This window comes from Duganella kummerowiae, assembly GCF_053572355.1.
Genome location: NZ_JBKFEH010000008.1, coordinates 26,154 through 48,373 on the forward strand (window position 1 = coordinate 26,154; position 22,220 = coordinate 48,373).

Sequence of the window (22,220 nt, forward strand, 5' to 3'; positions counted from 1 at the left end):
AGAGAGGATAAACATGCAAGCACCTACCCTGAAAACCCGGACCCTGGCCGCACTGGCCGCGCTGGCGCTGTGCGCCGCCGCCCAGGCCGCCGAACTGCGCGTGGTCAGCTCGGGCGGCTTCGCCCAGGCCTACAAGGACCTGGCCGGTCCCTACCAGCAAGCCAGCGGCGACCAGCTGCAGTCGGAATGGGGCCCGTCCATGGGCAAGACCCGCAACGCCATCCCGGCGCGCCTGGACCGGGGTGAGCCTATCGACGTGGTCATCATGGTGGGCGACGCGCTCGACAAGCTGATGGCCGAGGGCCGCCTGGAGCCGGGCAGCAAGGTGGTGCTGGCCTATTCGCCGATCGCCTGCGCCGTGCGCCAGGGCGCGCCGCGCCCCGACATCAGCACCGTGGACGGCCTGCGCCAGGCCTTCCTGGCGGCGCACAAGGTGGCTTATTCGGACAGCGCCAGCGGCGAGTACATCAAGCACCAGCTGCTGGACAAGCTGGGCATCCGCCAGCAGATGGAAGGCAAGGCGGCGCAGATCCCGGCCACCCCGGTGGGCGAGATCATCGCCCACGGCGAAGCCGATTTCGGCTGCCAGCAGCGCAGCGAGCTGCAGCCGGTGTCCGGCATCGCCATCGCCGGCCTGATCCCGCAGGAAGTGCAGCTGCGTACCGAGTTTTCCGGCGCCCTGGTACGCGGCGCCGCCCACCCCGAGCAGGGCCGCGCCCTGCTGCGTTTCCTGGCGGCGCCGGCCAACGCCGCCGCCATCGAGGCCACCGGACTGGAACCGGTCGCCGCCCGTCACTGACCCCTTAGAGAGCGCATCATGAACAGCTATTCCTCCACCGCCGCCCAGTCCATGGCGCCGCCCGCCGCCGCACCGGCGCGCAGCCAATCCAAGCTGGGCTCCGTCCTGCGCGTCACCAGCGGCAACTTCATCGAGATGTATGATTTCTTCCTGTTCGGCTTTTACGCCCAGCAGATCGCCAACGCCTTCTTCCCCGCCTCCAGCGAGTACGCGGCGCTGATGATGACCTTTGCCACCTTCGGCGCCGGCTTCTTCATGCGGCCGCTGGGCGCCATCTTCCTGGGCAGCTACATCGACCGCATCGGCCGCCGCAAGGGCCTGGTGCTGACGCTGGGCATCATGGCCTCCGGCACGGCGCTGATCGCCTTCGTGCCCGGCTACGCCACCATCGGCCTGCTGGCTCCGCTGCTGGTGCTGATCGGCCGCCTGCTGCAGGGCTTCTCGGCCGGTGTGGAGCTGGGCGGGGTATCGGTCTACCTGTCCGAAATGGCCACGCCCGGCAACAAGGGCTACTACGTCAGCTGGCAGTCGGCCAGCCAGCAGGTGGCCGTGATCTTCTCCGCCGCGCTCGGCTATGGCCTGAACCAGTCCATGCCCAAGGACGTGATCGCCGACTGGGGCTGGCGCATCCCCTTCTTCATCGGCTGCTCCATCATCCCGATCGTGTTCTACATCCGCCGCTCGCTGCAGGAGACCGAGGCCTACCTGAAGCAGAAAAGCCATCCCACCTTCCGCCAGATGATGCGCACCATCGCCCTCAACTGGCCACTGGTGACGGTGGGCGCCATGCTGGTGGTGATGACCACGGTGGCGTTCTACATGATCACCGTGTACACCCCGACCTTCGGCAAGAGCGTGCTCAAGTTGAGCACCGAGGACAGCCTGCTGGTCACCCTGTGCGTGGGCCTGTCGAACTTCATCTGGCTGCCCATCATGGGCGCGCTGTCGGACCGCATCGGCCGCTGGCCGGTGATGGCGGCCTGCTCGGCGCTGACCGCGCTGACGGCCTACCCGGCGCTGTCCTGGCTGATCGCCAATCCCAGCTTCGGCCACATGGTGATGGTCGAACTGTGGCTGTCCTTCCTGTACGCCAGCTACAACGGCGCCACCATCGTCGCGCTGACCGAGATCATTCCGGCCCAGGTGCGCACCACCGGCTTCTCGCTGGCCTACAGCCTGGCCACGGCGCTGTTCGGCGGCATGACCCCACTGCTCTCGACCTGGCTGATCGAAGCCAGCGGCGACAAGGCGGCGCCCGGCTACTGGATGGCGGGCGCTGGCGCCATCAGCCTGGTGGCCACCTTCCTCGTGTATCGCGGCATCGTCAGGGAGCGCACGGCGCGCCCCTGACGCGTCCCACGGGCGGCGCTGTTGTTCGCGCGCCGCCCGTGATATAGTGCTTCCATGTCCGCGTCTTCCCTCCCCTTCTTTTTTGCAGCATGTCCGCACAGGCCTGTAGAAGCCTGTTGATCGCGTTCATCCTTACATCCCAGTCTTCCGCCAGGCCACAGTGAGCACCGCTCCTGTGGCCTTCGTCTTTTTGGAGCCACCATGGAGTTGAAGCTTTACGATACCTACGAGCGGCGCCTGCGCGCCTTCGAGCCCCTGGAACCGGGCCGCGCCGGCCTGTACGCCTGCGGTCCCACCGTGTACGACTACGCCCACATCGGCAACCTGCGCACCTACCTGTTCGGCGACATCCTGCGCCGCGTGCTGGCCCTGAACGGCTATGCCGTGAAGCACGTGATCTGCATTACCGACGTCGGCCACCTGACCTCGGACGCCGACACCGGTGAGGACAAGATGGAGAAAGGCAGCCGCCGCACCAGCCGGTCGGCCTGGGACATCGCCGAGTTCTACACACTGGCCTTCCAGCACGACCTGGCGCAGCTGCACATCCAGCCGCCGTCCGTGTGGGCGCGCGCCACCGAGCATATCCCGGAGCAGATCGCCTTCATCGAAGGCATAGAGCGCAACGGCTACGCCTACCGCACCGAGGACGGCATCTATTTCGACACCATGCGCCTGGAACGCTACGGCCACCTGGCGCGCCTGAACATCGCCGGCCAGCAGGCCGGCCATCGGGTGGAGGTGGGCGGCAAGCGCTCGCCCACCGATTTCGCGCTGTGGAAGTTCAGTGGCGGCGAGCGGCGCCAGATGGAATGGGACAGCCCCTGGGGCCGCGGCTTCCCCGGCTGGCACATCGAATGCTCGGCCATGTCGGCGCGCTACCTGGGCGCCCTGTTCGACATCCACATCGGCGGCGAGGACCACATCCCGGTCCACCACACCAATGAGATCGCCCAGCACGAGGCTTGCCACCACCATCCGCCGGCGCGCTACTGGGCGCACGGCGCCTTCCTCAAGCTGGAGGGCAGCGACAAGATGTCCAAGTCGGACGGCAGCTTCCTGCGCCTGGCCACGCTGGTGGAGCGCGGCATCGATCCGCTGGCCTACCGCTACCTGGTGCTGTCGGCGCACTACCGCTCGCCACTGACGTTTTCCTGGCCGGCGCTGGACGCGGCGCAAACGGCGCTGGGGCGCCTGCGTGGGGCGTACCACCGGTTGCCGGATGGCGGACTTCCCGATCCGGCCTGGCAGCAAACCATGCTGGCCGAGCTGAACCAGGACCTGAACACCCCGCGCGCGCTGGCGCTGCTGTGGGAACTGCTCAAATCCGCGCTGCCGGGCGACACCCAAAAAGCCACCCTGGCCTGGCTGGATCAGGTGCTGGGACTGGGCTTGCAGGAGTGGCAACCGGCGCGGCATGAAGCGCCGCAGGCGGTGCGGGACCTGGCGGCGGCGCGCGCACTGGCCCGCGAGGACAAGCGCTGGGCCGACGCCGACCGCCTGCGCGCCGCCATCGAGGCGGCCGGCTACACGGTGCGCGACACGGCGAACGGCGTGCTGCTGGAACCGCTGGCCGTCAAGCCAGGTGCAGCGTGATGCGGACCGCGCCCGCACGCGGCGCTATGGCCAGCGGCGGAACAACAGGCTGGCATTCACGCCGCCGAAGCCGAAGCCGTTCGACAGCGCATAGTCCGTGTGCAGCACACGCGGCCCGCCCGCCACGATATCGAGTCCCTGCGCCGCCGCATCCCGGTTCACGAAATTCAGGGTGGGCGGCGCCAGCTGGTCGCGCAAGGCCTGGATGGTGAAGATGGCTTCCACGCCGCCGGCCGCGCCCAGCAAGTGCCCGGTGGCCGACTTGGTGGCGGAAATGGCAGGTCCGGCGGCGGCCGGAGCGCCGGCCGACGGGTCGCCGCCCGCCGGATCGCCGGCCGCACCAAACAGCGCGCGGATCGCGGAGAGTTCGGCCGCGTCGCCCACCGGGGTCGAGGTCGCGTGCGCGTTCACATGGCCGACCTGCGCGGCTGCGATGCCGGCCTGGCGCAGCGCCAGCTCCATGGCGCGCCGTCCGCCCGCACCATCGTCCGGCGGCGAGGTCATATGGTGGGCGTCGGCGCTGGTGCCGTAGCCCACCAGTTCGGCAATGGGCACGGCGCCGCGCCGCAAGGCGTGCTCCAGCTCCTCGATCACCAGGATGCCGGCGCCCTCGCCCATGACGAAGCCGTCATGGCCCTGGTCGAAGGGCCGCGAGGCTGCCGCCGGATCGTCGTTGTAGCCGGTGGACAGGGCGCGCATGGCGGCAAACGAACCGAGGCTGACGCGGTCTATGCACGCCTCGGCGCCGCCGCACACCGCGATATCGGCTTCGCCCGCCCGTATCAGGCGGGCGGCGTCGCCTATGGCTTGCGCGCCGGCCGCGCAGGCCGTGATGGGCGCGCCCAGCGGGCCGCGCAAGCCGTGCCGTATCGAGATGTGGCTGGCCGCCATATTGGCCAGGAAGCCGGGCACCGTGAACGGCGACAAACGGCGCGGGCCGCGGCCATCCGTGGTGCGCACCGCATCGACCACGGCGCCAAAGCCGCCGATACCGGAAGCGACGATGGTGGCCGTGCGCAGCCGTTCATCCTCGGTGGCAGGATGCCAGCCGGCCTGGTCCAACGCCTCCTGCGCCGCCGCCAGTGCGAACAGGGCGTAGCGGTCCATCTTTTTCTGGTCCTTGGGATCGGCGGCCAGGGACGCGTCGAAGTCCGGCACCACGGCGCCCACCTTGCACGGGATATCGGCCGTGACCTGTTCGTCCAGCCGCACGACGCCGGACTGGCCCGCCAGCAGGCGCTGCCATACGGTTTCCCGGCCGCTGCCCAGCGGCGTCACCAGGCCCATGCCGGTCACCACGATACGTTTATTGCTCAAGATACTCTCCTGGAATAGGCAAACCCCGCCACACCGGGCGCAGTATAGGTGTATTCTGACGGGCAAGCTTCGCCGTTCCAGCCAATCCATATGCAAAACACGCCATCTCTATCCGATACGGTCTCCGTCCATGTGGTGCACGGCATGCTGGCCTTCCTGCGCGCCAGCCGGGGCGACGCGGCCCTGGCCGGCGTCCTGGCCGGCGCCAGTATTCCGGCCGCGCTGCTGGCCCGCCCCGACGCCCGCATCACGCGCCGCCAGTACGTGGCGCTGTACCGGGCGGCAGCCGCACTGCTGGACGATGAAATGCTGGGACTGTGGTCGCGCCCCATACGCGGCGGCACCCTCAAGTATCTGATGCTGAGCCTGCTGGACACGCCCACCATCATGGTCGCGCTGAACCGCTTCGTGCGCTTCTGGAATTTGCTGCTGGACGATTACCGCCTGCACCTGTCGCGCAAAAATGCCGTGGTCAAGCTGGCCCTGCTGGCGCGCGCACCGGGCACGGCCGCCCATCCCCTGGGCCACGGCCTGCTGCTGAAACTGGTGCATGGGGTCGCCATCTGGCTGCTGGGGAGGGAGATCGGTGTGCACAAGGTGGAATTCTGCTTCGCCCCGCCGCGCTTTGTGGATGACTACCAGTTCCTGTTTCCGGGCGGGGTAAGCTTCCATGCCGAGGCGAGCAACATCCAGTTCGACCAGCGCGATTGCGATTCCGCCTTCCGGCGCGAGAAGCACCAGCTGTGGGGTTTCCTCAAGCACGCGCCGGAAAGCTGGACCTTCGCAGCCGTCAACCGCAGCTCGCTGGCCGCCCGCACCCGCGCCTTCCTCGAACCCAGGATAGGCGAGGCTTCCACCATCGAGGACCTGGCCGCAGCCCTGCACAGCTCGGTGCGTAGCCTGACCCGCAGGTTCGCGGCCGAAGGCAGCGGCTTCCAGCGCGTCAAGGACGAACTGCGGCGCGACATCGCCGTGCACCGCCTGACCCACTCCAATGTTGCGGTGGGCGCGCTGGCCCTGGACCTGGGTTTTTCCAACTCGGCCGTATTCTGCCGCGCCTTCAAGCAATGGACCGGCAGCAGCCCGACAGCTTACCGGCGCAACGAAAGGGATACCGAATAAGCGGCACTCGTGCTAACATATGAACACCTATTCAAATGTTAACCCATGTGCACCACTTCCTACACCGATGATCCGGCCGTGGCCCAGCTGGCCGACCTGTTCCACCTGCTGGGCGATCCGACCCGGCTGCGCATCGTGCTGTCCTGCGCCTACGATCCCATTGCCGTCAGCGATATCGCCGCCAGGCTGGACCTGAGCAGCTCGCTGGTCAGCCACCACCTGCGCCTGCTGCGCGCCGCCCGCATCGTCAAGTCCGAACGCCAGGGCAAGCAAGTCTTTTATTCCGCCGCCGATGCGCACATCAGCGGCATGCTGGGCGAAATGCTGGAGCATATCGCCGAACCCTCCACCGGAAACGACGCATGAGCAAGCACCACGACCACGGCCGCAGCCACGGCCATGACGGCCATGACCATGACGGCCATGAGCACAAGGACCACGGGCACAGCAGCGGACATGGCGAGCACGGCCATGATCATGCGGCCGGCCACCAGCATGGCAAGGCCGAGGCACACGGCCATCGCGGCCACGGGCATGAACATGGGCACAAGCATGGTCATGGCCACGATCACGGCCATGGACACCACCACGGCGACCCGGCCACCATGGGCCGCGCCTTCGCCGTCGCCATTGTGCTCAACACGGCCTTCGTGGCGATCGAGTTCGGCTACGGCTTCATCGCCAACTCCACCGCACTCATGGCCGACGCCGGCCACAACCTGTCCGACGTGCTGGGCCTGATGCTGGCCTGGGGCGCGGCCATCCTGGCCAAGCGCGCGCCCAAGGGACGCTATACCTACGGCCTGCGCAGCACTTCCATGCTGGCCGCCCTGTTCAACGCCATGCTGCTGATGGCGGCCTGCGGCGGCATCGCCTTCGAGGCCGTGCAGCAGCTGATCCATCCCGATCCGGTGCAGGGCGTGACCGTGTCCATCGTGGCCGGGGTCGGCATCCTGGTGAACGGCTTCTCGGCCTGGCTGTTCATGTCCGGCAGCAAGGACGACATCAACATCCGCGGCGCCTACCTGCACATGGCGGCCGACGCCGCCATCTCGCTGGGCGTGCTGGTGTCGGGCCTGCTGGTGATGACCACCGGCTGGAGCTGGCTGGACCCGCTGGTCAGCGTGGCCATCGTCGGCTTCATCGCCTGGAGCACATGGTCGCTGCTGTGCCAGTCGCTGCGCATGATGCTGGCCGCCGTGCCGGACCACCTGGACCGCAGCGAGATCGAACACTTCCTGCACGACCGCCCCGGCGTGACGGCCGTGCGCGACCTGCACATCTGGTCCATGAGCACCACCGAGACGGCGCTCACGGCCCACCTGGTGATGCCGGCCGGCCATCCGGGCGACCAGGCCCTGGACGACATCACCCGCGCCCTGCGCGAGGACTACAACATCCAGCACAGCACCCTGCAGGTCAGCCTGGGCACCACCTCGCACGACTGCTGCCTGCAAGCGACTTAGGTCCTAGTCGGCCAATCCCGCGTACAAAGCCGTACTGAGATAGCGCTCGCCAAACGACGGGATCACCACCACGATCACCTTGCCGGCGTTCTCCGGCCGGCGCGCCACCTGCAGCGCGGCCCACAGCGCCGCGCCGGACGAAATCCCCACCAGCAGACCCTCGCTGCTGGCGGCCGTGCGCGCGGTGGCGAACGCGTCCTCATTCTTCACGCAGATCACCTCGTTGTAGACCTTGGTATTGAGCACGGCCGGCACGAAGCCCGCGCCTATGCCCTGGATGGGGTGCGGGCCCTTGACGCCCTGGCTCAGCATGGGTGAAGCCTCGGGCTCCACGGCGATGCACTGGAACGAGGGCTTGCGCGCCTTGATCACCTCGCCCACGCCGGTAATGGTGCCGCCGGTGCCGACGCCTGCCACCAGGATGTCGACCTGGCCATCGGTATCGCGCCAGATTTCCTCGGCCGTGGTGCGCCGGTGCACATCCGGGTTGGCGGGGTTGTTGAATTGCTGCGGCATCAAATAGCGCGGGTCGGATTCGGCCAGCTGCTCGGCGCGCCGGATGGCGCCCAGCATGCCTTCGCTGCCGGGCGTAAGCACCAGCTCGGCGCCATAGGCGCGCAGCAGGGCTCGCCGCTCGCGGCTCATGGTGTCCGGCATGACCAGGGTGCAGCGGTAGCCGCGCGCGGCGCACACCATGGCCAGGGCGATGCCGGTATTGCCGCTGGTCGGTTCGAGGAAGATGGTGTCGGGACCGACCTGCCCTGCGGCCTCGGCCGCTTCCACCATGGCCAGGCCGATGCGGTCCTTGACGCTGTGGGCCGGATTGTAGAATTCCAGCTTGGCCAGCAGCTGGGCGCCGGCGCCGGCCGCCATGCGCTGGATGCGCACCAGGGGGGTGTTGCCTATCAGTTCAGTGACGTCGTTGGCTACATTCATGGGACACTCCATGCGGGGGATGGAGTGCCCAGTCTACTCCCACTACTTCACATCGACCAGTTCCACGTCGAAGATCAGGTTGGAATTGGAGGGGATGTCGCCCATGCTGCGCTTGCCGTAGGCCAGCTCGGCGGGAATGATCAGGGTGCGCTTGCCGCCCACCTTCATGCCCACGATACCCTGGTCCCAGCCCTTGATGACCTTGCCTGCGCCCAGCACGAAGTCCAGCGGTTCGCCACGGCCGGGGCCGCGCGAGGAATCGAACTGGCGGCCGTGCATGTTCTTGGCCAGCGGGCGGTACAGCCAGCCCGTGTAATGCATGTAGACGGTGGCCCCGGTGGTGGCCTCCTTGCCGGTGCCGACCTTGGTGTCCTTGATGATGAGCTGGTCCGCCAGCGGGCCGGGCTGTTCCGAACCCGCCAGCTGTTTGGGGGCTTCCGGCGCCGGGGCAGCGGCCGGGGCTGCGGGAGCTGCGGGAGCTGCGGGAGCTGCGGGAGCTGCGGGAGCTGCGGGAGCTGCGGGAGCTGCGGGAGCTTGCTCGTTCTGGGCCGACGCCGACAAGGCCACCAGCAGGCCCAGCAATACAGTACGCTTCATGAGGTCGCTTTCAAAAAGGGAAACGCGGGAAATCATAGCAAAAAATCAGGCTGCCGCCTGCTGCGCCGCAGCATCCTGCTGGACCGGCGCTGCCAGCGCGCGCAGCACGTGGCCGGCCGCCACCATGCCGAAGGTGGCCGTCACCACCACGGCCGAGCCAAAGCCGGCGCAATTGAGGCCGGTCACGCCGCCACCCTGGCCGCCGCGCTCGTCGCCATCCACCGAGCACGCCTCGCCGGTTTCAGGGAAGGTCAGCGGCTCCATGGAAAATACGGCGTCGATATGGAACTTGGTTTTCTCGCCGCGCGGGAAGCCGTACTTGTTGCGCATCAGCTTGCGCACGCGCTTGAGCAGCGGTTCCTGCTCGGTCTTGGCCAGGTCGCGCACCTGGATGCGGGTGGGGTCGGTCTGGCCGCCGGCGCTGCCTATCATGATCAGGGGCAGGCCGTGCTGGCGGCAATACGCGGCCAGGGCGGCCTTGGACTTGGCGCTGTCTATGGCGTCCACCACGTAGTCGTAGCCGCGTCCGCCTATCATCTGCTCCAGGTTGTCGGGCGTGATGAAGTCTTCCACCTGCTCCACCTGGCAATACGGATTGATCTGGGCGATGCGCTCGGCCAGGGCATGGATCTTGGCCTGGCCCAGGGTGCCGCTCAGGGCCTGGATCTGGCGGTTGATATTGGACTCGGCCACGTTGTCGAGGTCGATCAGGGTCAGGCGGCCGACGGCGCTGCGCGCCAGCGCCTCCACGATCCAGGAGCCGACCCCGCCGACGCCGATCACGCACACATGGGCGGCGCGGAAGCGTTCCAGGGCGCGGGCGCCGTACAGGCGCGCGATGCCGCCGAAGCGGCGCTCGAAGTCGACCGTATCGGCCAGGGCAAGGGTGTCAGGTGCAGTCATCCCGGCATTTTAACGGACGCGGCCGGAAAAATTATTCTAGAATGGTTTTGTTACGTAATAAACCACCGCCGCGAAAGCCACGCCATGAGCACTACCCCGAGCACTTCCCTGATCGACACCGCCCCCGATTTCAGCCAGCCCATCGCCGTCCTCAAGCACTGCCACGACCGCATCCGCAAGCAGCTGCAGACCCTGCAAAATTTGCTGGGCCACCTGCCCAAGCACGGCGCCGACCAGCAGGCGCGCCAGGCCGCCACGGCGGTGCTCAAGTATTTCAACCATGCCGCCCACTTGCACCACGAGGACGAGGAAAACAACCTGCTGCCCATGCTCAAGGCCACGGCGCGCGGCGCCGACGCCACCCTGCTGGAAGAGCTCACGCCCGCCATCCTGGCGGAGCACCAGCGCATGGACAGGGATTGGCATATAATTAAATCGCAACTTGAAAGTATCGCCAACGGCGGCTCGACGGCGCTGTCGGCCCAGGATGTGCAGCGCTACGCGGACGCTTACGCGGCGCACATGGTGATCGAGGAAACCCACATCGCCCCCATGGCGAAGCGTTTGTTCAGCCCCGAGCAGATGGCCCAGCTGGGCTGCGCCATGCAGGAGCGGCGCGGCATTGCCCCCTCCCTGCCGTCCAGCCAGGCGCCGGAGACGGGGCCGCGCACGGCGCCGCCGGTGCCGGTGACGGCCAGCGGCGTGGTGCTGGCGGATTTGCGGCTGGAATACGGCCGCGCCAGTTTGACGGAGCAGGACGTGCTGGACGATCCGATCGCCCAGTTCGCCAAGTGGTTCGAGGAAGCCATGCACGCCCAGGTCAACGAGCCCAACGCCATGAGCGTGGCTACCGTGGGCGCCGACGGGCGGCCCAGTTCGCGCATCGTGCTGATCAAGCAGTACGACCAGCGCGGTTTCACCTGGTACACCAATTACGAGAGCCAGAAAGGCCGCCAGCTCAAGGAAAACCCGCACGCCGCCCTGCTGTTCTTCTGGAGCGAGCTGGAACGCCAGGTGCGGATCGAAGGCACGGTGGTGCAAACCTCCGTCGAGGAAAGCGACACGTATTTCTACAGCCGCCCGGTGAAAAGCCAGGTGGCGGCCGTGGCCTCGCAGCAGAGCGAACCTATCGCCAGCCGCGAGCAGATGGAAGCGAATTACGAGGCGGTCGTGGCCGCCAGCGGCGACCATCCGGTCCGTCCCGCGCACTGGGGCGGCTACCGGCTGCAGCCGGAAAGGCTGGAATTCTGGCAGGGGCGCCGCTCGCGCTTCCATGACCGGATCGTATATGTCAGGCAGCCCGATGGGAGCTGGCTCAAGGAGCGGCTCCAGCCGTAATGCAGGGATAGGCTGCCGGGATCGAATGTTTGATCATTACCGGAGGCTATCTTGTTCGTGCAAAACCGACTCAGCGCGTGGATCACGCGCATACGCCAGCAAATCGCCCTGCCGCTGCGCATCGAGCTGTGGAACGGCCAGCAGATCGACTTTTCCAATGAGGCGCCGCGCGTCACCATCCGCCTGCCGCGCATGTCCTCGGCGCGCTATCTGCTCACGCCCTCGCTGTCCAACCTGGGCACGGCTTATGTCGAGGGCGACATCGAGGTCAAGGGCGCCGCCAACGACATGATCAACATCGTCAACGCCCTGGCCCGCACCTCGCTCAAGCCCGAGGGCAAGTTCGCGCGCGTGGTGCGCAGCATAGGCCACAGCCGCCACCAGGACGCCGAGGCCATCCGCTACCACTACGACGTCTCCAACGAGTTCTACCAGCAATTCCTCGACCCCAACATGGTGTATTCCTGCGCCTACTTCGAGCACGGCAACGAGGACCTGGCCACGGCCCAGGTAAAAAAGCTCGACCACATCCTGCGCAAGATACAGCTGCAGCCGGGCCAGACCTTGCTGGACATCGGCTGCGGCTGGGGCGCGCTGGTGATACGCGCGGCCCAGCAATACGGGGCGCGCTGCGTCGGCATCACCCTGTCGGAAAACCAGTACGCGCTGGCGCGCGAGCGCGTGCGGCAGGCCGGGCTGGAGCACCTGGTGGAGATCCGCCTGCAGGATTACCGCGACGTGCGCGGCCAGTTCGACCGCATCACCAGCGTCGGCATGTTCGAGCACGTCGGCCTGCGCCACCTGCCCGAATACTTCGGCATCATCCACGCGCTGCTGGCGCCGGACGGCATCGCCATGAACCACGGCATCACCTCCACCGATCCGGACAATGGCGAAACGCCCTACGGCGGCGGAGAATTCATCGAAAAATACGTGTTCCCGCACGGCGAGCTGGCCCACATCGGGCAAGTGCTCAAGGCCATGCAGCAGGGGGCGCTGGAAGCGCTGGACGTGGAAAACCTGCGCCGCCACTATGCCCGCACCTGCGCCATCTGGACCGATAATTTCGAGGCCCAGGCCGAGCGGGTGCGCGCCCTGGCCGGCGACAAGCGCTTCCGCATCTGGCATGTGTACCTGGCCGGCTGCAGCTACGCCTTCGAGCAGGACTGGATCAGCCTGTACCAGATCGTGTGCGCCAAGGCGGGACGCCCGGCCTCCGCCCTGCCCTGGTCGCGGCGCCACATGTATCCGGCGCCACCGCAGCAGCCGGCGGCGACGGTGCTGGCCCAGCCAGGCGTGGGAGCGCTCAGCCTGTCATAGCGGGCTGGTCAACAGGGTTGCAGCGCCTGCCACGCTACTGGCTAATGTTGAGCCAGCCTCTTAACGCAGGAACTGCTGGTGTATCTTGCGGAACTTGTCCAGCTTGGGCGCCACCACGAAGGCGCAATAGCCCTGCAGCGGATGCTGGCTGAAGTATTGCTGGTGGTAGTCCTCGGCCGGATAAAAGGCCTGGGCCGGCGCCAGCTCGGTGACGATGGGCGCATCCCACACGTGCGCCATTTCGGCGATGACCTGGCGCGCCGTGGCTTCCTGCTGCGGCGACAGGAAATAAATCACGGAGCGGTACTGGGTGCCGATATCATTGCCCTGGCGGTTCAGGGTGGTGGGATCGTGGATGGTGAAAAAAATCTCCAGCAGGGCGCGGTAGTTGATCACGTCCGGATCGAATTCCAGCCGCACCACTTCCGCGTGGCCGGTGTCGCCGGCGCAGATTTGCTCATAGCTGGGGTTGGGCTGCTGGCCGCCCGTATAGCCCGACTGCACCCGGGTAACCCCGCGCACCTCCAGGTAGATCGCCTCCGTGCACCAAAAACAGCCCCCGCCCAGTATCGCGGTTTCCGTGCCCATGATTGCCTCCGCCCGTGGAAAACTGATGGTCTTTACTGTAACGCAAAGCTGTGCAGCTTGCATGTGCGGCGCGTCGCTTTACGCGATCAGGGGCATTCTTTGGCATAATGTGTCACATGAATACCAGTTCCCCCCGCGCCGACGCGCGTGCCTTCGACGCCGGCCACTTCCGCCAGGCGCTGGGGCAATTCGCCACCGGCGTGACCGTCATCACCACCCGCCTGGCCGATGGCAGTTTCCGCGGCCTCACGGCCAGCTCCTTCAATTCCGTCTCGCTGGACCCGCCGCTGGTGCTGTGGAGCCTGGGCGCGGCCGCCAACAGCCTGCCCATCTTCAGCGGCAACTCGCATTATGTGATCAACGTGCTGTCGGCCGAGCAGGCCCACCTGGCCAGGCTGTTCTCCACCCGCACCGACGATCCCTGGGGCCAGTGCGATTTCGACCTGTCGCGCACCGGCCAGCCCATCCTCAAGGATGCGGCGGCCTGGTTCGAATGCCACAACCGCAGCCGCTATCCGGAAGGCGACCACGTGATATTCGTGGGCGAAGTGGAACACTGCGAATTCAGCCCGCGCCCGCCGCTGATCTTCCACAACGGCAAGCTGGGACCGCTGGGCTGAAAACGACAATTCGTGTCGCCATTTCAAAAGCCGGGCGGCGGCCTGCGGCATAGAATGCCGGGATTACCACCATCAGAGACAGGACATCCGATGAGCCACGCCCGCGCCGCCTTCCACTGGGACGATCCCCTGCTGCTGGACCAGCAACTGAGCGACGACGAACGCATGGTGCGCGACGCCGCCGCCAGCTATTGCCAGGACAAGCTGGCGCCGCGCATCCTGGAAGCCTTCCGCCATGAAAAGATGGACGTGTCCATCTTCCGCGAAATGGGCGAGCTGGGCCTGCTCGGTCCCACCATCCCCGAACAATACGGCGGCCCAGGCCTCAACTATGTCAGCTACGGCCTGATCGCGCGCGAAGTCGAGCGCGTCGATTCCGGCTACCGCTCCATGATGAGCGTGCAATCCTCGCTGGTCATGGTGCCGATTTATGAATTCGGCTCCGAGGCGCAGCGCCAGAAATACCTGCCCAAACTGGCCACGGGCGAGTGGATAGGCTGCTTCGGCCTGACCGAACCCAACCACGGCTCCGACCCGGCCTCCATGGTCACGCGCGCGCGCAAGGTGGACGGCGGCTATGCCCTCACCGGCGCCAAGATGTGGATCACCAATTCGCCCGTGGCCGACGTGTTCGTGGTGTGGGCCAAGGATGACGAAGGCGCCATCCGCGGCTTCATCCTGGAAAAAGGCATGGCCGGCCTGTCGGCGCCCGCCATCCACGGCAAGTTCGGCCTGCGCGCCTCGGTTACCGGCGAAATCGTCATGGACAATGTGTTCTGCCCCGAGGAAAACGCCTTCCCGGACGTGCGCGGCCTGAAAGGTCCGTTCACCTGTTTGAACTCGGCCCGCTACGGCATCGCCTGGGGCGCGCTGGGCGCGGCCGAAGCCTGCTGGCACACGGCGCGCCAGTACGTGATCGACCGCAGCCAGTTCGGCCGTCCGCTGGCCGCCAACCAGCTGGTGCAGAAGAAGCTGGCCGACATGCAGACCGAAATCACCCTGGGCCTGCAGGGCTGCTTGCGCCTGGGCCGCATGAAGGACGAGGGCACGGCCGCCGTCGAAATCACTTCCATCATGAAGCGCAATTCCTGCGGCAAGGCGCTGGACGTGGCGCGGGTGGCGCGCGACATGCTGGGCGGTAACGGTATCTCGGACGAGTTCGGCATCATCCGCCACATGGTCAACCTGGAAGTGGTCAACACCTACGAGGGCACGCACGATATCCACGCCCTGATCCTGGGCCGGGCCCAGACCGGCATCCAGGCGTTTCAGTAATCCAACACGGCCTGTCGTGGCACGACCAGTAGTGGCACGGTCTGTACCGGCCGTGCTACATTAGGCTTCACATAGATTTACATTCCTTAACCGCGCCTGATTCCGATCAATCCGCTGAGGAATGTTACAAGCTGTAACGGCCGCCGCCACACTCGCCCGGCGGCCGCTTTCCCCTCCTCTCCCCCTGCCATTTCCTCCCGAGGGCATAAAGCTGTCTTTACAGCTGTGACGCTTTATAACTGTTGGTTATTGTCACTCTTATCTTTTGGTTATTGCCGCTCTGTAGCCCGGATGGTCTGATGGGCCACCTTGAATGTCCATAAGCACATTCTTGGCACTGTATCCGTCCCGCTTCTTACCAGGCGGAACGAACGACACACACCCAAAAACAGATACTCCAGGAGTTTTCACCCATGATGATAGAAAGAGCACTCTCACGTTCGCTGCGCCTGATGTTCGCCGGCGGCCTCGCCCTCGGCATGCACGGCGTCCATGCCCAGTCCAGCGACGACAACGGCGCACCCATCCAGCGCGTGGAAGTGACCGGGTCCAGCATCAAGCGGCTGGCCTCGGAGACAGCCCTGCCGATCACCACCATCAAGGCCAGCGATTTCGCCAAGCAGGGCCTGACCACGGCGGCCGAAGTGCTGAACACCATTTCCATGAACCAGTCTTCCGAAGGCAGCAGCCAGTCGGTGGGCAGCGGCACCGGCGGCATCGCGACCGCCGACCTGCGCGGCCTGGGCAGCGACAAGACCCTCGTGCTGCTGAACGGCCGCCGCATCGCCAACCACCCGTTCAACGGCTCCTCGGTGGACCTGAACATCATTCCGCTGTCGGCCCTGGAACGGGTGGAAGTGCTGCGCGATGGCGCCTCCGCCATCTACGGCACTGACGCCATCGGCGGCGTGATCAACTTCATCACCAAGCGCCAGGTGACTGGCGGCAGCATCAGCGTAGAGCGCACCCAGCCGCAGGCCAGCGGCTCCGGCGGCGAGAGCCGCCTCAACCTGTCGGGCGGCTACGGCGACCTGGACAAGGATGGCTGGACCGTGTTCGGTGTGGCCGACTTCCACAAGCAGACCGCGCTGTGGGCCTCGGAGCGCGACTTCTCCGACACCAGCGTGCGCGCCGACAAGGGCGTGAACAACAGCTCGGGCACCTCGCAGCCGGCAAACTTCTATTCCGACAACGGCATCACCGGCAACCCCTACTACGCCAGCGGCTGCGTGGGCACCGGCCTGGTGGCCAAGGCCTCCAACGGCACCTGCCGCACCGATACCACCAAATACATCCAGAGCATCCCCAAGACCCAGCAGGAGTCCTACCTGGGCAAGGCGACCTTCAAGCTCAACCAGGATGACATCGCCACCATCGAATACCTGCACAGCCGCAGCACCAACCTGAGCAGCATCGCGCCGTCGCCGCTGACCGGCATCACCATGACCTCGGCCAGCCCCTACTATCCGGGCAGCAGCGCCGGCGTGCCGGCCGTGGCCGGCCTGACCGGCGAAAACCTGACCCTGAACTGGCGCACCGTGGCGGCCGGCAACCGCCAGGGCTATGACGTCAACACCTCGGACCGCCTGGTGCTGGCATCGGAAGGCCTGATTGCGGGCTGGGACTACAACATCGGCTTCACCCACGCCATCAGCCACGCCACCAGCGCCTATGTGAACGGCTACACCAACGACTCGCTGATCAAGGCCGGCGTGCTGAGCGGCCTGCTGAACCCCTTCGGCGCCCAGTCGGCGGCCGGCGCCGCCTACATCGAGGCGGCCCAGCTGCGCGGCGAGTACCTGAACGCCAGGATGACCAGCACCGGCGTCGACGCCAAGGTCAGCCGCGAAATCTACACCCTGCCGGCCGGCGCGGTGGGCTTCGCCATCGGCACCGAGTTCCGCCACGACAAGGCCACCTACGACATCAACACGGCCCTGACCTCGCAGGCGTCCAGCTCCGGCTATGCCGACGCCCAGGACCAGGCCGGCCAGCGCAACATCGCCGCCCTGTACTCCGAGCTCAGTGTGCCGCTGCGCAAGGACCTGGACCTGTCGGTGGCGGCCCGCTACGACCACTACAACGACGTAGGCGGCAGCTTCAACCCGAAAGTCGGCCTGCGCTGGCAGCCGGCCAAGGAAGTGCTGCTGCGCACCTCGTACAACACCGGCTTCCGCGCCCCCACCCTGTACGACCTGCACGGCCCGGCCACCTCCACCTTCACCAGCAACGCCTACAACGATCCGGTGCTGTGCCCGGGCGGCAGCGCCGTCAGCGGCGCCAACCCCAACGTGGCCTGCAACCAGCAACAGTACATCCGCAGCGGCGGCAACGAGAACCTGAAGCCGGAGAAATCCAAGACCTTCAGCATTGGCGCGGTCTACGAGCCGACCAACGCGGTCAGCATGTCGCTGGATTACTTCAACATCAAGATCCGCGACAAGATCGGCACCGTGTCCGAGTCCACCATTTTCGGCAACTATGACAAGTACAAGAGCTACTTCGTGTACTCGGCCGACGGCAAGACCCTGCAATACGTGAATGCCGTGCTGGACAACCTGGGCGAAGTGCACACCTCGGGCCTGGACGCCTCGCTGCGCTGGAAGCTGCCGCGCTCGGCGGCCGGCGACTTCACCTTCAGCATCGACGGCACCTGGGTCCACAGCTACGAGTACCAGAACGAGACCGGCGGCGCATACACCGAGAACGTGGGCGTGTACGCCGACAATGGCCCGGTGTTCCGCTGGAAGCACAACGCCACCATCGCCTGGAAAAAGGGCGTATGGAGCGCCAACTTCTCGAACAAGTACTTGAGCGGCTATGAAGACCAGAACGCGGTGGCGGCGCAATACTACCACCACGTGCGCGCCTACTCGACCTACTCGACCTCGGCCAGCTACGCGGGCTTCAGGAATGTCGACCTGACGGTGGGCATCAAGAACCTGTTCGATAGCGCCCCGCCGTACACCAACCAGACCACGACCTTCCAGACCGGCTACGATCCGCGCTACACCGATCCGCTGGGCCGCACCTTCTTTGTGAAGGGTACCTACAAGTTCTAATCGCGAGAACGCAAAAAAGCCCGGCATGCGTGCCGGGCTTTTTCGTTGGATGCCTGCGCTCAGCGGAACTTGTAGCCTATGCTGAAGCTCACCGCCACCGGATCCAGGCGCACTTCCTGGACCTGGCCGGGCGAGTAATGGGCCGTGGTTTTCAGCTTGGTCTTGATGGCCGTGGCGTCCACGAACCAGCGCTCGTTGATGCGGAAGGTTGCGCCGATCTGGGCGCTGGCGGCCCACTTGTTGTCCAGACGGAAGGTTGTGGGACTGCCGCCGGGATTCATGATGGCGGTCAGCTGGCCGGTGCCGGTCTCCTTCTGGAAGTAGGCATACGTCACGCCCAGGCCCACGTAGGGACGGAACACGGCGTTCGGCGCGAAGAAGCGGTATTGCACGAAGGCGGTGGGCGGCAGCACTTCCGAGGTGCCCAGCTTGCCCGTGCCCTTGATGGCGCCGTCGCCGATCAGGTCATGCTTGTACGGCAGACCCAGGTCCAGCTCGCCCGAGATATTGTCGGTCACCATGTAGGCGATGGTGAAGCGCGGTTTGGTGTCCGAGTCCACGTCGGCCGTGGTGTGCGGCAGCGCCGGTGCGCTCACGTCACCCGATTCCACCTTGGGCGTGATCTTGTTGACGCCCAGGGTGAACAGCACGCTTCCCTTTTCCTGTTGCGCCGATGCGGCCGAGGCCGCGCACAGTGCGCCGGCCAGCGCCAGCAGTTTTGCCGCTTGGATGTATCCCTTGTTCATGTCGTCTCCAGATTGTTATGTGCTTACAGCCAGCCCCGTACCACCATCTTCTCGGCCACATAGCGGGCCAGGAGCAGGTTGTTGAACGGCGAGGGATGCAGGTCGTCGGCGTAGGAGTAGTGGCTGACGTCGCCCGACTTCAGGCTCTTGGCCGTGCAGGTCAGGGAGCTGCCCAGCGGGTTGTTGGGCGAGGTCAGGTCGCAGGCCGGTTCGGTGACGTTGGTCAGGCCGTAGGGGCCGGGGTTGGTGGCCTGGTCGTGGCTGACGGCGTAGACGTCCACGATCAGGGCCTTGGACTCGCTGCCCAGGCCGCTGTTCAGGGCGCTGTTAAAGGTCGACACCATGGTGCTGACCAGCGCCTTGGTGGAGGCATCCAGGCTCAGCCCCTTGGGGGTATTGGCCACGTCCGGAATGTTATTGACCACCACGTAGTTGGCGCCCTTGCCGATGATCTGGTTTTTCACCAGCGTCACCAGGTCGCTGGCGGCGATCGCCATGGCGTTCACCAGCACCGGCGCCTGCGCGGTGGCGTAGTCGGTGCCGGCCTTGGTGCCGGCGGCGGTGGCAGCCGCGATGATGGGCGTGTAAACCGCGCTGGTGCCGGTCGCCGCGTTGCCCGGCTGGGCCGCGGAGGTGGCGATGGCGACGTTGGTGATGCTGGTCTGGGTGCTGCCGGTGCGCGCACTCTCGGTGGCGACGGCGGCGCCAATGGCGGCGCCTGCGGCGGCCGGGTTGGTGGCGGTCGCGGCCAGCGCGCTTATCAGGTAGTTCACATAGGCCTTGGCGCCGGTGGCGGTGGCGGTATCGCCCATCACCTGCACCAGGTACAGCAGGTCATTGGCGCCGGCCATGACGAACACCACTTCGGTGCCGCTGAACTTGCCGCCGCTGGCGGCCAGGTGGTTGGCGACCTGGGTCACCACCGGCACGGTCAGGGCGCCCAGCGCGCTGCCGGCGGCGGCGTTGCCGGGGCCGACCGGATTGGTCACGCGGGCGCCGCCCTGGGCGTAGCCGTAGCAGTTGGCGTTGTTGACCACGGCCACTTTCAGGCCACGGGTGGCATCACCGTTCAGGCCGGTCTGGGCCGCGCAGGGCGCCGGCAGGCCGAACTGGGCGGCCATCAACTCGGTCCAGTTCTTGCCCGTCAGCGCGGCGTTGATCGAGGTATTGTCGCCATTGATGGTGAACTTGCCGCCACCCAGGGCAGCCACGGTGCCGACCTTGTAAGAGCCGACGTCGGACAGGCTGTCGCCGAACGACACCTGCTGCGTGAATTTGACTTTCAGAGTCTGGTCGCCGGGCGACGCTCCGTTGCCGCCGCAGCCTGCGAGGACGGCCAGTGCCATTGCAGCAAGTGCAAACTTGGTGTGACGCATGTTGTCTCCTGTTGATATTGTGGTGATTCCGAACGGCCGTGCTATTCGTACAACAACTAATATGCCAGTCCTGATATCGCTTGTATAGGAAAACACCGGAGAAAATGCCTGCGGTGTAGCAAAAAAGAGCAATGGTTCGGTATGGTCATGCAAGGCAATCCTTGTTGCAGCACAGCATAAAACCGCCTTCAGGGCCATTTCAACATGAGCGTGGCTAGGCGCAGCGCCGAAGACAGTGCGCCTGCACGGCGAGGAGCTGCAACGACGCCATGGTCATGTTGAATACGTCCTTTTAGGGGACGCTGCTGAAGAACAGGCGCGCAGCGCGCATGCAGAACGGCGCGGCCAGTCCTGCATGGTAGCTGTCGCGCACGGCAGCGCTGCCGGACGCCAGTCGCAGCACCGTCTTGGCGGCCTGGAACTCGGTACGGGTTGCGGTATAAGCATCGTTGCCCAGCGCGCCGTCGAGGTTGAGCGTAATCAAGGAAGCTGCTGATTTCCCTTGAGCGGTGAAATATGCGGACGCGGCTGTCGCATTTTGGAACGGCACCACCGGGTCTTCATCTCCACCGCACAGCAGCAAAGGTACGGACGGCAGGTAATTGCGCAAATCGTTCTTCACCAGCCACTTGCGCAGCGCTTGGGCCGGTGCGCAGGACAGCGGATAGCCGTTGGACAAGCCGCACGGGTTGGCCTTCTGGTCGGCGAGGTAGTTGTTGCGGTAGGCCGTCTTGATCAGGTGGTCGGCGCCAAAGAAGCTGGCATAGCCAGAGGTTTGCGGCAGCGAATCCTGGGCAAACAGCACATCGTTGGGCAGCTTGCCGGCCGCCACCAGGTCGCCGGCGCCCAGCGTGCCGGGCAGCAGGGTCTCGATACCGCTGGCGTATTTATCCTCGTAGACCTCGTTCGGCAAGGTGTAGATACCGGCGCCGGCGCGCTGGGCGGCCGTCAGCAGCATGGGCAGGAAGGCGCTAGACCCCACCGTGGGGGCGCCGCCGAAGATGGCGTCGCCGAACTGGGCCAGGGCATAGGGGCCGGACAATGGCGCGGCGGCCGTCACGCTGAATTCCGCGCCATATTGGGTCTGCATGGCGCGCTGCGTGGCCAGGGCCACGTAGCCGCCCTGCGAGTAGCCGGTCAGCAGCAGACGGCTGGAGGCGCTGGCGCCGATGGCGGCAAACACCTGGCGCGCGGCGCGCAGGCCGTCCACCATGTCGGCCGACTGCTGGGCGCCATCCAGATAGCCGCTGTAGGCCAGCGAGGAACCGGCATAGCCCGCATAGTTGGGCGCCACCACCAGGTAGCCCTGCGAGGCGAACATGGCGGCCACCAGGCGCGGCTCGGTGGCGGCCAGGTTGGCCATGTCATTGCTCTTCTGCAGGGAAGTGCCATGGGCGTACAGCAGCACCGGGCGGGCCCCCATGCAGGCGGCGTTGCTGCCGGACGGAACCATGATGGCGGTGCTGGCTTCGGTATCCTCGCCAGCCGAGCCTATGGTGTGGTAGCGCAGGGTGTAGGTGGTGACGGCGCAGGTGGGCGTGCCGGTGATATTGGTGCCGCCGGTCAGGGCGCTGTTGACCAGCTGGCCCAGGATAGCAGCCGGCAGCGTGTTGACGCTGCCGCTGCCGGTGGCGACCGGAACCACCGTGGCCGTGCCGACCACGTTGCCGCGCAAGGATACCGGCGGCGCAGGCGTGACCACGGCCACGCCGCCGGGGCCGCTTCCGCCGCCTCCGCCGCAGGCCGCCAACAGCACAGGAAGGAATACGGCGGCCAGCCGGCCGTGGGGAATTTCGAACTTGCGCATAT

19 protein-coding genes are annotated in these 22,220 nt (G+C 66.2%); 11 read left to right on the forward strand and 8 right to left on the reverse strand.

The annotated features are described in order from the left end of the window. The first annotated feature begins 13 nt into the window (after positions 1 to 13). From ACLB1G_RS07920 to cysS, 3 genes are all read left to right on the forward strand, one after another. Positions 14 to 799, forward strand: coding sequence for a substrate-binding domain-containing protein (locus tag ACLB1G_RS07920; RefSeq protein WP_491626660.1), 786 nt, complete (start codon positions 14 to 16; stop codon positions 797 to 799). A gap of 51 nt (positions 800 to 850) precedes the next feature. Further along, positions 851 to 2,149, forward strand: a complete 1,299-nt coding sequence (locus tag ACLB1G_RS07925) for an MFS transporter (RefSeq protein ID WP_491627259.1) — start codon at positions 851 to 853, stop codon at positions 2,147 to 2,149. A 201-nt stretch (positions 2,150 to 2,350) separates the two neighbouring features. After that, a complete protein-coding gene (cysS, locus tag ACLB1G_RS07930) occupies positions 2,351 to 3,745 on the forward strand; it encodes a cysteine--tRNA ligase (RefSeq protein ID WP_491626661.1) in 1,395 nt (464 codons plus the stop codon). A gap of 24 nt (positions 3,746 to 3,769) precedes the next feature. On the opposite strand, the gene fabF is transcribed toward cysS, so the two are convergent. Then, positions 3,770 to 5,032: a beta-ketoacyl-ACP synthase II gene (gene fabF, locus ACLB1G_RS07935; protein ID WP_491627260.1), complete on the reverse strand. Its 1,263-nt coding sequence runs from the start codon at positions 5,030 to 5,032 to the stop codon at positions 3,770 to 3,772. A gap of 120 nt (positions 5,033 to 5,152) precedes the next feature. Between fabF and ACLB1G_RS07940 the strand changes: the two genes are divergently transcribed. From ACLB1G_RS07940 to ACLB1G_RS07950, 3 genes are read left to right on the forward strand one after another with little or no spacing between them, the layout of a single operon-like run. After that, a complete protein-coding gene (locus ACLB1G_RS07940) occupies positions 5,153 to 6,184 on the forward strand; it encodes a helix-turn-helix domain-containing protein (protein ID WP_491626662.1) in 1,032 nt (343 codons plus the stop codon). Between the two features lie 45 nt (positions 6,185 to 6,229). Further along, the gene (locus ACLB1G_RS07945) at positions 6,230 to 6,550 is read left to right on the forward strand and encodes an ArsR/SmtB family transcription factor (RefSeq protein ID WP_491626663.1); all 321 of its coding nucleotides are present in this window, start codon (positions 6,230 to 6,232) and stop codon (positions 6,548 to 6,550) included. Further along, entirely contained in the window at positions 6,547 to 7,650 is a 1,104-nt protein-coding gene (locus tag ACLB1G_RS07950) for a cation diffusion facilitator family transporter (RefSeq protein WP_491626664.1), read from the forward strand. Before ACLB1G_RS07945 ends, ACLB1G_RS07950 begins: the two co-directional genes overlap by 4 nt. Before the next feature lie 3 nt (positions 7,651 to 7,653). Here the strand turns inward: ACLB1G_RS07950 and cysK are convergent, their stop codons facing one another. From cysK to tcdA, 3 genes are read right to left on the reverse strand one after another with little or no spacing between them, the layout of a single operon-like run. Further along, complete coding sequence (cysK, locus tag ACLB1G_RS07955) at positions 7,654 to 8,586, reverse strand: cysteine synthase A (RefSeq protein ID WP_491626665.1); 933 nt, start codon at positions 8,584 to 8,586, stop codon at positions 7,654 to 7,656. Between the two features lie 42 nt (positions 8,587 to 8,628). Beyond that, a complete protein-coding gene (locus tag ACLB1G_RS07960) occupies positions 8,629 to 9,183 on the reverse strand; it encodes an FKBP-type peptidyl-prolyl cis-trans isomerase (protein ID WP_491626666.1) in 555 nt (184 codons plus the stop codon). 45 nt (positions 9,184 to 9,228) lie between these two features. Continuing rightward, positions 9,229 to 10,086 (reverse strand): tRNA cyclic N6-threonylcarbamoyladenosine(37) synthase TcdA, encoded by an 858-nt coding sequence (gene tcdA / locus ACLB1G_RS07965; RefSeq protein WP_491626667.1) that lies wholly within the window; start codon positions 10,084 to 10,086, stop codon positions 9,229 to 9,231. 84 nt (positions 10,087 to 10,170) lie between these two features. Between tcdA and pdxH the strand changes: the two genes are divergently transcribed. After that, complete coding sequence (gene pdxH, locus ACLB1G_RS07970; protein ID WP_491626668.1) at positions 10,171 to 11,424, forward strand: pyridoxamine 5'-phosphate oxidase; 1,254 nt, start codon at positions 10,171 to 10,173, stop codon at positions 11,422 to 11,424. Between the two features lie 51 nt (positions 11,425 to 11,475). Next, a complete protein-coding gene (locus ACLB1G_RS07975; protein WP_491626669.1) occupies positions 11,476 to 12,744 on the forward strand; it encodes a class I SAM-dependent methyltransferase in 1,269 nt (422 codons plus the stop codon). Positions 12,745 to 12,804: 60 nt separating this feature from the next. On the opposite strand, the gene msrA is transcribed toward ACLB1G_RS07975, so the two are convergent. Beyond that, entirely contained in the window at positions 12,805 to 13,332 is a 528-nt protein-coding gene (msrA, locus tag ACLB1G_RS07980; RefSeq protein ID WP_491626670.1) for a peptide-methionine (S)-S-oxide reductase MsrA, read from the reverse strand. 116 nt (positions 13,333 to 13,448) lie between these two features. Between msrA and ACLB1G_RS07985 the strand changes: the two genes are divergently transcribed. From ACLB1G_RS07985 to ACLB1G_RS07995, 3 genes are all read left to right on the forward strand, one after another. Then, positions 13,449 to 13,952 carry a flavin reductase family protein gene (locus tag ACLB1G_RS07985; protein WP_491626671.1) on the forward strand — a complete coding sequence of 168 codons (504 nt, stop codon included), beginning with the start codon at positions 13,449 to 13,451 and terminating at the stop codon, positions 13,950 to 13,952. A 90-nt stretch (positions 13,953 to 14,042) separates the two neighbouring features. After that, entirely contained in the window at positions 14,043 to 15,227 is a 1,185-nt protein-coding gene (locus tag ACLB1G_RS07990) for an acyl-CoA dehydrogenase (RefSeq protein WP_491626672.1), read from the forward strand. Positions 15,228 to 15,640: 413 nt separating this feature from the next. Beyond that, entirely contained in the window at positions 15,641 to 18,289 is a 2,649-nt protein-coding gene (locus ACLB1G_RS07995; protein WP_491626673.1) for a TonB-dependent receptor, read from the forward strand. 59 nt (positions 18,290 to 18,348) lie between these two features. On the opposite strand, the gene ACLB1G_RS08000 is transcribed toward ACLB1G_RS07995, so the two are convergent. From ACLB1G_RS08000 to ACLB1G_RS08010, 3 genes are all read right to left on the reverse strand, one after another. After that, entirely contained in the window at positions 18,349 to 19,035 is a 687-nt protein-coding gene (locus tag ACLB1G_RS08000; protein WP_491626674.1) for an OmpW/AlkL family protein, read from the reverse strand. Between the two features lie 23 nt (positions 19,036 to 19,058). Further along, complete coding sequence (locus ACLB1G_RS08005) at positions 19,059 to 20,411, reverse strand: SGNH/GDSL hydrolase family protein (RefSeq protein WP_491626675.1); 1,353 nt, start codon at positions 20,409 to 20,411, stop codon at positions 19,059 to 19,061. A gap of 292 nt (positions 20,412 to 20,703) precedes the next feature. Then, positions 20,704 to 22,218: an alpha/beta hydrolase family protein gene (locus ACLB1G_RS08010; protein WP_491626676.1), complete on the reverse strand. Its 1,515-nt coding sequence runs from the start codon at positions 22,216 to 22,218 to the stop codon at positions 20,704 to 20,706. Positions 22,219 to 22,220 lie beyond the last annotated feature (2 nt).